Origin of the sequence: Solitalea lacus (assembly GCF_022014595.1) — a bacterium.
Classification (GTDB): Bacteria; Bacteroidota; Bacteroidia; order Sphingobacteriales; family Sphingobacteriaceae; genus Solitalea; species Solitalea lacus.
Window position 1 is genome coordinate 3564801 of sequence record NZ_CP091740.1, and the last position, 12499, is coordinate 3577299.

13 protein-coding genes are annotated in these 12499 nt (G+C 36.9%); 6 read left to right on the plus strand and 7 right to left on the minus strand.

What is annotated here, in order from left to right; translation table 11 throughout:
- Positions 1 to 18 precede the first annotated feature (18 nt).
- Positions 19 to 1101: a FecR family protein gene (locus L2B55_RS15300; RefSeq protein ID WP_237847038.1), complete on the minus strand. Its 1083-nt coding sequence runs from the start codon at positions 1099 to 1101 to the stop codon at positions 19 to 21.
- Between the two features lie 127 nt (positions 1102 to 1228).
- Entirely contained in the window at positions 1229 to 1771 is a 543-nt protein-coding gene (locus tag L2B55_RS15305; RefSeq protein ID WP_237847040.1) for an RNA polymerase sigma factor, read from the minus strand.
- A gap of 366 nt (positions 1772 to 2137) precedes the next feature.
- On the opposite strand from L2B55_RS15305, the gene atpD reads away from it, so the two are divergent.
- The 3 genes from atpD to L2B55_RS15320 all read left to right on the plus strand — a co-directional run bounded on the left by atpD (position 2138) and on the right by L2B55_RS15320 (position 4361).
- Positions 2138 to 3643: a F0F1 ATP synthase subunit beta gene (atpD, locus tag L2B55_RS15310; protein ID WP_237847041.1), complete on the plus strand. Its 1506-nt coding sequence runs from the start codon at positions 2138 to 2140 to the stop codon at positions 3641 to 3643.
- 88 nt (positions 3644 to 3731) lie between these two features.
- The gene (gene atpC, locus L2B55_RS15315; RefSeq protein WP_237847042.1) at positions 3732 to 3983 is read left to right on the plus strand and encodes an ATP synthase F1 subunit epsilon; all 252 of its coding nucleotides are present in this window, start codon (positions 3732 to 3734) and stop codon (positions 3981 to 3983) included.
- Between the two features lie 159 nt (positions 3984 to 4142).
- Complete coding sequence (locus tag L2B55_RS15320) at positions 4143 to 4361, plus strand: VF530 family protein (RefSeq protein WP_237847043.1); 219 nt, start codon at positions 4143 to 4145, stop codon at positions 4359 to 4361.
- Between the two features lie 18 nt (positions 4362 to 4379).
- Here the strand turns inward: L2B55_RS15320 and L2B55_RS15325 are convergent, their stop codons facing one another.
- The 5 genes from L2B55_RS15325 to L2B55_RS15345 form a co-directional block, all read right to left on the minus strand.
- Positions 4380 to 5375 (minus strand): ABC transporter ATP-binding protein, encoded by a 996-nt coding sequence (locus L2B55_RS15325; RefSeq protein WP_237847044.1) that lies wholly within the window; start codon positions 5373 to 5375, stop codon positions 4380 to 4382.
- 92 nt (positions 5376 to 5467) lie between these two features.
- Entirely contained in the window at positions 5468 to 6280 is an 813-nt protein-coding gene (locus tag L2B55_RS15330; protein ID WP_237847046.1) for a porin family protein, read from the minus strand.
- A 98-nt stretch (positions 6281 to 6378) separates the two neighbouring features.
- A complete protein-coding gene (locus L2B55_RS15335; protein WP_237847047.1) occupies positions 6379 to 7140 on the minus strand; it encodes a hypothetical protein in 762 nt (253 codons plus the stop codon).
- The gene (locus L2B55_RS15340; protein ID WP_338092186.1) at positions 7121 to 7681 is read right to left on the minus strand and encodes an RNA polymerase sigma factor; all 561 of its coding nucleotides are present in this window, start codon (positions 7679 to 7681) and stop codon (positions 7121 to 7123) included. Before L2B55_RS15340 ends, L2B55_RS15335 begins: the two co-directional genes overlap by 20 nt.
- A gap of 91 nt (positions 7682 to 7772) precedes the next feature.
- On the minus strand, positions 7773 to 8966 hold the full coding sequence (locus tag L2B55_RS15345; RefSeq protein WP_237847049.1) for an RNA-guided endonuclease TnpB family protein: 1194 nt from the start codon (positions 8964 to 8966) through the stop codon (positions 7773 to 7775).
- 189 nt (positions 8967 to 9155) lie between these two features.
- Between L2B55_RS15345 and tnpA the strand changes: the two genes are divergently transcribed.
- From tnpA to L2B55_RS15360, 3 genes are all read left to right on the plus strand, one after another.
- On the plus strand, positions 9156 to 9449 hold the full coding sequence (gene tnpA / locus L2B55_RS15350; protein WP_237847050.1) for an IS200/IS605 family transposase: 294 nt from the start codon (positions 9156 to 9158) through the stop codon (positions 9447 to 9449).
- A 146-nt stretch (positions 9450 to 9595) separates the two neighbouring features.
- Entirely contained in the window at positions 9596 to 10612 is a 1017-nt protein-coding gene (locus L2B55_RS15355) for a LacI family DNA-binding transcriptional regulator (protein WP_237847051.1), read from the plus strand.
- 424 nt (positions 10613 to 11036) lie between these two features.
- Positions 11037 to 12470, plus strand: coding sequence for a glycoside hydrolase family 125 protein (locus L2B55_RS15360; protein WP_237847052.1), 1434 nt, complete (start codon positions 11037 to 11039; stop codon positions 12468 to 12470).
- Positions 12471 to 12499 lie beyond the last annotated feature (29 nt).

Here is a 12499-nt window from a genome sequence, read left to right on the forward strand (position 1 = left end):
GGTTTTATTTAGTTATGATTATTTACTTATTGTATAGCCTTTTTTTTCATCTGTAATGACTTTCAGGTTATTCATAAGGCTAATGGCATTCAGAATCTTTATTATTGAATCTGTTTTATTTACTTCTCCGGTAAACCTGGTGGTTTTCAATAAAGGATCACATTTGATGGAAACCTGATAGATTTCGGAAAGCTGGGCAAAGACTGAAGGCAGAGGCGCTTTACTGAACAAAATCTCCTCTCCATTAATTATTATTTCTGATCTTAAATCTTCGGATACTGGAATATTTATCTTACGCGGCTTTATGGCAGATACAAGTACCTTCATCCCATTCATATCCAACTGCTGGCCTGGGTTAAGGAAAACAGCCTGCTTACTATTATTAAATGCTCCGGTAATAGGTTTAATCACTACTTTTCCGGTAAACAATTTTACATTTACACGGGAAGTTCCTTCTACAGCGTTTATTCTAAAAGAAGTACCTAAGGCTGTGGTTGCCACACCACCTGCAAATACAGTAAATGGTCTGCTTTTATCCTTTGCTACTTTAAATGTTGCACATCCTTTTAGTTCAATATTCCGCTGCTTATTGGTAAATGGTTGATTATACCTTACCTCGCTACCCGAAGAAAGAATAATCACCGACCCGTCATCAAGCCTGATCCGCTCATCTTCAGCTGAATTATTGGACTTAACAATCTGTACATATTGAACAGTCTGCTTCTTCAACATATGCTGTTCAGTAATTTCAGCTACGTATTCGGCCTTATGAGGTAATGGCTTACTGAAAAAATAAGCGCTTAATGACACCAGAACAACCGATGCTGCTACTGCCGTACGTACAAGCCAGATTCTGGCGATTGACACCTGAACAGTTTGTAGGATATTTTTTAGCATCTTTTTTGACAGTTCAGTTGATACTGGATATTCCTGGATTTGTACCCATGTTTTCTCAGGAAAAAACCGATCCAGTTCAGCAGGATTATTGGCAAAATAAGCTACCAAAAGCTCAGCCTCTTCTGCTGTACACTTGTTTTCAGTGAAACGTTTAATTAATTCCTGATCAATCATCTTATTAAAATCACTTGTAATACGATTCATATGAATAGTTCCCCTGCTCTTAATAATTATTTAATGGAAACTGAATAAATTGGTAATGTTATGGGGAGGAAACTAAAACTTATCAGTAGCAGCTAAGAACCGTGCTATCTCAACCAGGGATTCGAAATTAAAATATGAACAAACTGTATTTTAAAATCTTACGTAGCTGTTTTACTGCTTTTGAAATATGGTCTTCAACAGTTTTAGAAGAAATGGAGAGTTCTGCTGCAATTTCTTTATGAGAATGCCCGTTCATTCGGCTTAACTGAAACACTTTTTTACGAATCGGTGGCAAATCATTGATAGCCTCATTGATCTCCTCTTGCAAATACTTGCTGAAAACCAAATTCTCAGATTCCTTTATTATTTGCGAGGATTGAGTGAATTCCTCTAAAGCTTTCCTTTCATTTGCCAGCCGCCTCAGTTCATCAATCATTACCGATCTGGCAATACGGAACAATTGCACTGAAACCGGATAATCATCAGATAATTTATGGGTATTGCGCCAAAGTTTAATAAAACTCTGCTGAACTAACTCTTGGGATAGATCGTCAGATTTAGTTCGCTGAAGAAAATAAGCATATAAACGCTTGTGATAACTTTCGTAAAGTTCTTCAAAACTTCTTACGGAGCCGCTCTTAAGACGATGTATATTCTCTTGTTCTGCCACTATTATTAACGTTGCGCAAAGCAAGCGAAACAAGATTGCCCAATAATTACATGAATGTTAACAAAAGATTAAGTTCAATCTGTCATATTCACAAACTTTGACTTTATGTAGTCCGATATTAGAAGCCGCACAACTACTACGTAGATGTAGATAATGTACGGATAGTGCACGGAGAATGCACTAAACTTACTCAAAGCTTTAAAAACAAATTGCTTTTTCGTTTTCAACCGATCAATCTGGTAGACAATAAAAGGATATTAAAAATGATTAAAAAAAGGGGTTTGAAATTCTTTAAAATAATTTATCTTTGCGACACTTAAAATTCAGCCTTAAAAGGCTTAATAACAAAGAAAAAAGTTCAAAATTATGCCAAATATTGGGAAAATTGCTCAGATCATTGGTCCGGTAGTTGACGTTAGCTTTGCTGACGAAGCTACTTTACCTAAGATTTACGACGCATTAATCGTAACAAAAGAGAACGGACAGAACGTTGTATTAGAGGTACAACAACACCTTGGAGAAGATCGCGTGCGTACAGTAGCGATGGACTCAACCGATGGTTTAGTACGCGGAATGAATGCTGTTGATACCGGTTCTGCTATTAAAATGCCTGTAGGTGACGCCATTAAAGGTCGTTTGTTCAACGTTGTAGGTGAAGCGATCGATGGAATTGACCAAGTTTCTAACGCTGGCGGTTACGAAATCCACAATAAACCACCTAAGTTTGATCAATTAAGTACTGAAACAGAAGTACTTTTCACTGGTATTAAAGTTATCGACTTGTTAGAGCCTTATGCAAAAGGTGGTAAAATTGGTTTATTCGGTGGTGCCGGTGTAGGTAAAACCGTATTGATCATGGAGTTGGTAAACAACATTGCAAAAGCATATGCAGGTTTATCAGTATTTGCCGGTGTAGGTGAGCGTACTCGTGAAGGTAACGACTTATTACGTGAGTTCATTGAGTCAGGCGTAATTAACTATGGTGATGAGTTCAAACACTCTATGGAATCTGGAGGTTGGGACCTATCCAAAGTTGACAAAGAGAAATTAAAAGAATCAAAAGCTACATTGGTGTTCGGTCAGATGAACGAACCTCCTGGTGCACGTGCTCGTGTTGCTCTTTCAGGATTAACTGTAGCTGAATACTTCCGTGATGGAGATGAGCAATCAGGTGGTCGTGATATCCTTTTCTTCATCGATAACATTTTCCGTTTCACCCAAGCAGGTTCAGAGGTATCAGCGCTATTAGGCCGTATGCCTTCAGCGGTAGGTTACCAACCAACCCTTGCAACTGAAATGGGTTTAATGCAAGAGCGTATTACTTCAACTAAACGTGGTTCAATTACTTCGGTACAAGCTGTATACGTACCTGCCGACGACTTAACTGACCCTGCTCCTGCAACTACTTTCGCCCACTTGGACGCAACTACTGTATTGAGCCGTAAAATTGCTGAGTTAGGTATCTATCCTGCAGTGGATCCATTGGATTCAACTTCACGTATCCTTTCTCCTGCTGTTTTAGGTGATGCTCACTACGGAACTGCACAACGTGTTAAAAACATCTTACAACGTTATAAAGAGTTACAAGACATCATCGCGATCCTTGGTATGGATGAGTTATCTGAAGAAGATAAATTAACTGTATCACGTGCTCGTCGTGTACAACGTTTCTTATCTCAACCATTCCATGTTGCTGAGCAGTTTACAGGCTTAAAAGGTGTATTGGTTGATATTAAAGATACTATCAAAGGCTTCAATATGATTATGGATGGCGAAGTTGACGAGTATCCTGAAGCAGCATTCAACCTTGTAGGTACCATCGAAGATGCTATCGAAAAAGGTAAAAAATTATTAGCTGAAGCAAACGCGTAATCATATTAATTTGAGGATTTGAAAATTTGGGAGTTTGAAAATTATTCATGCTCAAATCTTCAAATTCTCAGATTCTCAAATTTGACTTATGACTTTAGATATTTTAACACCTGATAAAAAAGTTTTTTCTGGCGAAGTTATATCGGTAACAGTACCGGGCAAAGGTGGTTCTTTTCAAATTTGGGAAAATCACGCAGCCATCATTTCTACTTTAGAAAATGGTTTAGTAGAAATTCGTTTACCAAACAAAAATCAGGAATTATTCAACATTAAAGGTGGTGTAGTAGAGGTACTTAAAAACAAAGTGGTTTTACTTGCTGATGGTGTTGTAGAAGATTAACATTTTAAAATGTTATTAAAAATCCCGTAAGTGAAAACTTACGGGATTTTTATTTTTTACTGAGAATTGATTCGCTTTGAATCATGACAATATTGAATTCTTCGACTATTCTCGCATTATGCATCAGTCAACCTCCCTTTATTTAATATTTTTGTATCTATGTCTGAGCAAAAAAAAAACGACCCTTTACACGGCAAAACACTTGAAACGATTTTGAATGAATTGGTAGCCCATTTTGGTTGGGCCGAACTTGGGTATAAAATCAGAATTAATTGTTTTGTTAGTGACCCAAGTATAAAATCAAGCCTAAAGTTCTTAAGAAAAACTCCTTGGGCAAGAAAGAAAGTCGAAGACCTTTATATCACTATCTGCAAATAGTAAATAAATGAATAAGGCCTAGTTTTCAACTTCAAAGTAATCCATTACATTAATATATACTTCATCGCCCTTGCTAAAACGCCCTACGAATGGATAATTAACCTGCAATTTTCTATCAAATCCGGAAACTTCCATTATTAATAAATCAAATCCTCCGTTATATTCAACCTTTAAAACTTTTGCAGCAGTACCAGATGTCTTTGAAATAGCGATTTCATGTGAATGAATTAATACTTTCCCTTTACCGTTCAGTTCACGATTAAAAGTACGGGAGAATGCCATTCCATCTACAATATTTACCGCCCCAAATAAACGGGCTACATATGTATTCTTTGGTTGATTATAAACCTCATAAGGAGCTCCTTCTTGTACAATTTGCCCGTTCTCCATTACAATTATCCGATTAGAGAGAGAAAGAGCATCGGTAGAGTCGTGAGTAACCATTAATATAGATACACCCGTTTTTTGAACCAAAACCTCCAAATCACGTTTTAAATGATTTTTAAGAATTGTATCCAAATTACTGAATGGTTCGTCTAATAATAACAAATCAGGATTTGAAGCCAGAGCTCTTGCAATAGCCACCCGTTGCTGTTGCCCACCACTTAAGTTTACAGCCTGTTTATCTTTTAAATCCCCAATATTAAGTAACTCCAGTACCTCCATAATCCGACGGTGTTTATAATCCAAATCGGTATTAGGCAACACAGGTGAAATATTATCATAGACCTTGGCGTAAGGATTCAGATTATAATCTTGTTGAACAAAGTGGATACCCTTCGTACCGGGAAGCAGGTTTACGGTCGGTCCAAAAATACGTTTTTCATTAAACCAGATTTCTCCGCTATTGGCATCCAATATTCCATAAATCAACTTTAGTAAAGTACTTTTTCCACTTCCACTGGCGCCAACTAAACTGACAATTTCACCTTTATTAATTCGAAAAGAGATATCTTCTAATGCAAATTGTTCGTTTCCCGGATAGTTTTTCCGGAGCTTTTGGATGGTTAACATATGGGTTAAAAATAAGAACTGAATACGACACAAACTAAAAATGCTTGCTAGAATTCCTAACAAGCATTTTTGGAAGGCGGGTTTACCTCCTCCTAATAAAACCCACTCAACGAAATACCGAATGAAATGTTATTTAACTCAGGCCCTTGATTAGGGGCAAATACATCATTAAAATAGTATTTACAATAAAGGGATGCATAATCATAGCCAATTCGGCCAATAACCCCATACCTGAATGGTTTAAAATTAAAGTCATCTTCTACTTTCACTTTACCATATTCCTCACTAATCTGTTTGGTTTTACCACTTAGCAGGTATCCAAAATCCATTCCACCTTCAATAAAGAAACCTTTATTCCGGTTTGATGATTTAGGTTGAAAATGAATCATAACAGGCATAACAATGTACTTTGACATGATCTTATTTTTGCTAAGCTGTACATTGGATTGCGTATAAGTGAACTCAGGTTGATTTGGCAATGGAGTAATGTCGTTTTTAAAGCGATAGTTTTGCCAGTCAATACCTAATGCGGTATTCAGCTTCCATTTCTTTTTATAAATATTCAAACTTCCTGAAAATAAATTCAAAGTAAAGTTCGACGACTTATTAGTTTTCAACTCAAGATTCTCATCAGTGGGTGTAAAGCTTCCATTGTCAAGCCAATTGGTAAATCCCCAATCTACTCCTCCCAAAAATGTAAACCTAAAAGGGCTCTTATCCTTATGCTTCTCAGTATCCTCTCCACTCCTGATAATCACTGTAACATTATCTCGAGGTCCCATTTTGATGATCGTCGAATCAGCTTTGACTTTTGTTGTATCCGTGGTATCCTCCTGTATTTTGGCCTGTACTCCATGAGTACAGATTACAATAAACAATCCTGCAAATAGAAATAAACGTTTCATTATAGTTTAAGTAGTTAAAATATTGACAAATAATTCCCTTCCGGTCAAAAATTGACCGATAAACTTTATACCAATTACTTTTTTAATGCTGAATCTTATTAGCGTCCTGCAGCTTCTTCAACCTTCTCCTCTTCTTCCGACTGAAGTTTGCGTTCAATTTTTACCACACCAAGATTTACTGAAAATCCACTGCTTTTCTTGAAAGCCATAAATTTCTTATCTCGTTTATCAACTTTAGCGGCTATGTAATTCAATGCATCTCCGATGGTTGGAATTTCTTTACTTCCTTCAGGATTTTCAGATGCAATTAGGGCCTGATGCAATAATTTAGGCTGCAAATCCGGCACACAGTTATCAGTAGGCAATGTACCTGCCTTGTGTGGACGCAATGTTTCTGTATTTGACACTTGAGCAATCCGGGTATCACCATCAACTACAGCTTGTGAAGCTTTAGCCTTTTCTTTTGAATTCAATCCACTTTTCTTTTGAGCTGGCTTACTATCCTTCACTTCAGATTTAACAGGACTTGGCTCTGCTGTATGGGTTTTAGGCGACAAAATAGTTACTGCCCTATTTCTAGTCTCTTTTTCAGGATTGGGATCTTTATTGTCAATTACACCAGCTACTTCCTGACCATTAAGCTGATGCTTATCCGAAAAATATAACCCCGCCGATATCAGACATAAAACCACTGATGCCGCAATTGACCATTGAGCCAATCGCATTTTCTTTCCGGCTACACGTTGACGGTCCAGATCGTTTTCAATGGCCATCCACACTTTAGTCGATGGTTCTTCTGTGAAACCTTCAAAAGCATCACTAAGAAGTTTGTCAAAATCCTTATCTGATAGTTGCGACATTACTGCCTCCTTCCATAGTTAAAATCCATTCTTTTAATAAATTCCTTGCTCTGGCCAATTGAGATTTTGACGTTCCTTCGTTAATTCCCAACTGTTCGGCAATCTCCTTGTGCCCGTAGCCTTCAATTGCATACATGTTAAATACCATCCTGTAGCCGGGTGGTAACTTTTGTACCAGTTTTAAAATTTCCTGTACATTCAGGTTGCTTAAGGCCAAATCATAGCTTGTTTCATTTACGGCTTCTTCGATATCCACCACAGGATACATTCTTGCATTTCTGCGGTAAAACTCAATAGCGGTATTGACCATAATTCGTCGCACCCAACCTTCAAATGAGCCCTCTCCTTTGTATAAATGCAGTTTCTCAAACATTCTAACAAAACCCACCTGCAATACATCTTCTGCTTCATCCCTATCGCGGGTATAACGCATACACACCGCCATCATTTTAGACGAAAACATTTTATAGAGGTTCTCCTGCGCCTTGCGGTTCCCTGCCCGGCAAGCGGCTACTAATTCATCCACCCCTATTTTGTGCATCAGTTTCATTTGGTTTCAACAAGTAGATGCCCTCCATTAGCAATTGGTTGCATGACTTGTAAATAATTTCTCATTTTTTCACTAAAGTGAACTACCCATTTGCTAAAGACAAATGGGCTTCGGACTTCAACGCCTTGTGCTTCTTTTCAGAAGTCTTATTTAAGGCTCTGCCCGTGTTATCGGAGAGTTCCGCCCCGATTATTCTTAATCCTTCTTCAAGGATATTTTTACTTGCATTTATGTCCCTGTCTAAAGTATGCCCATTTGGACAAGTCCATATTCTTTCAGAAAGATTTAAGTCCTGATGGATATATCCACATTCGTTGCAAGTCTTTGACGATGGATAGAAGCGATTGATTTTAACTATTCGCTTATCATTCCAGCTTGCTTTATATGCTAAAAGCTTGACGAATGTTCCCCAACTTGCATCCGCTATATGCTTTGCAAGTTTATGGTTGGTCATCATTCCCTTTACGTTCAAATCTTCCAAACATATAATATCGTACTCATTGGTTATCTGTGTAGATACTTTATGCAACAAGTCAAGTCTTGCATTTGCAATCTTTTCATGTATTGCAGCTACTTTTAGTCTTTGCCTGTTTCGACTGTTTGAACCTTTTACCTTTCTTGAAAGATGTTTTTGTGCTTTTGCTAATTGCCTTTCATATCTTTTTAAATGATAGTTATTTTTAAACCTTGTACCATCGGAAGTAACAGCAACATCTTTAATTCCTAAATCAATACCAACTTGTTTTTTCGTTGGTTTAATTTGCTTATGCTGCACTTCACAAAGAATAGAAGCAAAATACTTACCTGTCGGTGTTTTTGAAACTGTGCAATGTTTCACTTGGCCTCTTAATTCCCTGTGTTCAATTATTTGGATACCCTCTTTGAATTTAGGGAAAACCAATTTGCCATGTTCAACCTCAACAAATTGCGGAACAGTGAAACTATTCTTTTTGCGTTTGCTTTTAAAGCGTGGAAATTTAGCATTGCCCCTGAAAAAGTTTACAAAGGCGGTATCTAAACTTCGTAATGCCGTTTGCAAGGTTTGGCTATTGACCGCTTTTAACCACTCCGTTTCTTCTTGCTTCTTTAGCAATGTCAATGAGCCTGCTTGTTTATGGTAATTGTCGGATTTTTTACGTTCCTTATATTGTTCAATTCGTTCATTAAAAAAATGATTGAATACAAAGCGGACACACCCAAAATGCTTATTCAAAAGAACTTCCTGTTCCTTTGTCGGTAACAACGCAAAACGATAGGTCTTATATATTGTTTTCATTTTCGGTGTAATGATAATACTTTTTTTACAATCCCGATAAGGGTAAAGATTGTTTCACCAAAACTTCGCTACCAGGTCTAAAAAAGTAATTACGTTTCCACAAATCGTTCAAAGCATTATCTTAAAGGCCATCTCATTTTTGTTTGCAAATACCCCTAAAATGCTACTTGTAGGTGATTGGATAATGATATGAAGTCTATCTTGCTTTCAATTACTTCTACATCTGATTTTGAACTTGAAGTATTTGAATCTGACATAGACCATATCCATTTCCTTATGCGCTACATTCCACCTCTTTCGGTTACTTCCATTGTTCGTAAATTGAAGCAGGAACGCACCCTTGCAATTTGGCAAAAGTACAAAAACGTATTGTCAAAGAACTTTTGGAAAGAACACACCTTTTGGAGCGATGGATATTTTGTTTGCTCTATCGGTGAGGCTTCTCCTGAAACAGTTCGTCAGTACATCCTTTCACAAGGTTAGCGTTTGTCGCTTACATCCCATCGGCTAAAGACTGATGGGTTTTACGCTCCTTTTTATAAAAACTAGAAATTAAGATTAATAAAAAGATGTTTTCTCATTAACAGTTAAGCATTCTATCTTTAACCTCTTAAACGCCTGCTCATAGAATGAAAAAAACATCATTAAAAGATATTGCCAAATTAACTGGGGTTTCACCTTCTACCGTCTCTTTTGTTTTAAATGGCAAAGCAAAAGAAATGCGTATTAGTGAAGAACTAACTAATAAAATAATAACTATAGCTCAGGAAGTTGGCTACCAACCTAACCAGGTTGCAGTTTCATTACGAACAGGAAAATCAAAAATGTTGGGAGTGCTCGTTGAAACCATTACCAGTGACTTTTTTAGCTCATTGGCCAAAACAATTGAAAACGAAGCAGGGCAGTATGGCTACAAAGTAGTACTAAGTAGCACTGATAACGACAGCCAGAAAGGCAGCGAAATTATAAGCATGTTGTCGCAACGACAAATTGATGGTTATTTAATAACACCGGCATTAGGCATGGAGAATGCAATTAACGATTTAATAAATCATAAAAAGCCGGTGGTTTTCGTTGATAGTAATTTACCTGATTTTTCCGTTCCTTATGTTGCCGTAGATAATTTTTCAGGCGTCCAAATGGGAATGAACCATTTAATTGAAAAGGGACGTAAGAACATTGGCTTTGTGACAATTGATATCGAGCTTGAGCATATGCAACAAAGAACAAAGGCCTATATCAACACTTTAAAAGAAAATCAAATTGAATTAAGAGAAGAGCTGATCTTACAACTCCCCTATGATTATAATAAGGAAGGTGCATTAACGATGATTCAGAATTGGATTGGCAATCTGACAGATTTAGATGCAATCTTTTTTGCAACAAACTACTTAGGTATTATCGGCCTTGAAAGCATTTTAAACCTGGGCCTAAGAATCCCACAAGACATTGCTATGATTTGCTTCGATGATCATGACCTTTTCAGATTATATCCCCCAGGCATTACTTGTATCCAGCAACCGGTAGAAGACATTGCTAAAACCGCCACAAATATTTTAATGGAGATGATTGAATCAACCAATTATTCCTCAACAGCTATACAGAAAAGACTCCCATTAAAATTAATTATAAGGGGTTCTGCGTAATAAAGTTTAAAAAAAATAAAAAACTTGTAAAATCGATTTATCCTAATTAATATTGGAATCGTATTCGGTTTGTTTTTTTGTGTGCAATTTTCTATTGTGAAGTTGGTTATTCAAAGCATGCAGGTAAACAAGTATTTTTTAGAATGATTTAAAGCAATTAGTTACTAATTGTTTTTTTTGAATTGAAATGCTAAAACGTTATAGCAAATAAAAAAACAACAGATAATCATCATAAAAACTATTTAAGACACCCGTGTAGGGTAATACATTTTTCATACAAACTATTGGTTGATTGCAATACCTCCGTTTCGGCGGAGGTATTATTTGAAAAATGGAGCTCCTTACATTTTTATTAGCATTCTAATAATTAAATTGAGCTTATAAAATTATAAGCTCAATTTTTAACCTTTAAACACATTTTCACATGCTTTCTCGTAGAAAATTCATACAAACAACAGGAATAATTGGAGCTGGATTAGCCATTCAACCTAATCAGTTATTTGCATTGGCTGATTCATCTTTTGAAAGCAAACGCCCACCCCTATCTGAACGAAAATTTACAAGTAAATCAGTAGAAGAGCTGATTAAATCAATTAAGGCTGATTTACCTAATAAAGAACTTGGGTGGCTATTCGAAAACTGTTTCCCAAACACTTTAGATACTACGATTGACTTTGAAATTATTAATGGGAAGCCTGATACTTATGTTATTACAGGTGATATTGATGCAATGTGGCTAAGAGACAGTACGGCACAAGTATGGCCTTATTTATCATTAATAAAAAAGGATGAGCCGTTAAAACAGTTAATTGCTGGTGTAATTAACCGACAAACCAAGTGCATTCACAAAGACCCTTATGCTAATGCTTTTTATAAAGACGAATCCAAGGTAAGTGAATGGAAACACACTGATATAACAGTAATGAAACCAGGTGTGCATGAACGTAAATGGGAAATTGACTCTTTATGTTATCCTATACGATTAGCTCACCAGTACTGGAAGCTTACCGGAGATACAACGCCATTTGACAACAGTTGGAAAGAAGCTATAAAATTAACTGTAAAAACCTTTAAGGAACAGCAACGTAAAGAAGGCAACGGACCTTATACTTTCCAACGTACAACAGCATGGGCAACCGACGGAGTTCCCTTAGCTGGCTATGGTTATCCTGTTAAACCAGTTGGGTTGATTTGTTCAGTCTTTCGCCCGAGCGATGATGCTACTATTTTCCTGTTTTTAATTCCATCTAACTTCTTTGCCGTAGCTTCATTGAAACAGGCAGCAGAAATGGTTCAAAAAATCAGTGGAGATACCGCATTGGCCACTGAATGCAATCAATTGGCTGATGAAGTTAGTAATGCATTAAAACAATATGCAACAACTGTTCATCCACAAATGGGTAAAGTTTATGCCTATGAAGTTAACGGTTTTGGAAGCTTCAATTTAATGGACGATGCCAATGTTCCTGGGCTATTATCACTACCCTACTTAAATGGCGTAGCCCAAAACGACCCCACTTATCAGAATACAAGAAAGCTACTTTTATCGTCAAATAACCCTTTCTTTTACAAAGGAAAAGCGGCAGAAGGAATTGGAGGGCCACACGCCGGAATTAATATGATTTGGCCATTAAGCATCATCATGCGTGGACTCACCTCCTCAAACGATGCAGAGATTAAACAGTGTATAAAGTCGCTGATACAGACTCATGCAGGCACCGGCTTTATGCATGAATCCTTTCATAAAGATGACCCAACTAATTTTACCCGTAAATGGTTCGCCTGGGCAAACACAATATTTGGTGAGCTGATTTACGAAACCTGGCAGAAAAAACCAGCATTACTTAAACAGCTTTAACAATCATCATAATCAAAACGATATACTAT

What these genes read in the sequence shown, in the direction of transcription:
- L2B55_RS15300 (WP_237847038.1), bottom strand. Translation starts at nt 1,101, where the DNA reads ATGAATCGTATTACAAGTGATTTTAATAAGATGATTGATCAGGAATTA.
- atpD (WP_237847041.1), top strand. Translation starts at nt 2,138, where the DNA reads ATGCCAAATATTGGGAAAATTGCTCAGATCATTGGTCCGGTAGTTGAC.
- atpC (WP_237847042.1), top strand. Translation starts at nt 3,732, where the DNA reads ATGACTTTAGATATTTTAACACCTGATAAAAAAGTTTTTTCTGGCGAA.
- L2B55_RS15320 (WP_237847043.1), top strand. Translation starts at nt 4,143, where the DNA reads ATGTCTGAGCAAAAAAAAAACGACCCTTTACACGGCAAAACACTTGAA.
- L2B55_RS15325 (WP_237847044.1), bottom strand. Translation starts at nt 5,375, where the DNA reads ATGTTAACCATCCAAAAGCTCCGGAAAAACTATCCGGGAAACGAACAA.
- L2B55_RS15330 (WP_237847046.1), bottom strand. Translation starts at nt 6,280, where the DNA reads ATGAAACGTTTATTTCTATTTGCAGGATTGTTTATTGTAATCTGTACT.
- L2B55_RS15335 (WP_237847047.1), bottom strand. Translation starts at nt 7,140, where the DNA reads ATGTCGCAACTATCAGATAAGGATTTTGACAAACTTCTTAGTGATGCT.
- L2B55_RS15340 (WP_338092186.1), bottom strand. Translation starts at nt 7,681, where the DNA reads ATGCACAAAATAGGGGTGGATGAATTAGTAGCCGCTTGCCGGGCAGGG.
- L2B55_RS15345 (WP_237847049.1), bottom strand. Translation starts at nt 8,966, where the DNA reads ATGAAAACAATATATAAGACCTATCGTTTTGCGTTGTTACCGACAAAG.
- tnpA (WP_237847050.1), top strand. Translation starts at nt 9,156, where the DNA reads ATGAAGTCTATCTTGCTTTCAATTACTTCTACATCTGATTTTGAACTT.
- L2B55_RS15355 (WP_237847051.1), top strand. Translation starts at nt 9,596, where the DNA reads ATGAAAAAAACATCATTAAAAGATATTGCCAAATTAACTGGGGTTTCA.
- L2B55_RS15360 (WP_237847052.1), top strand. Translation starts at nt 11,037, where the DNA reads ATGCTTTCTCGTAGAAAATTCATACAAACAACAGGAATAATTGGAGCT.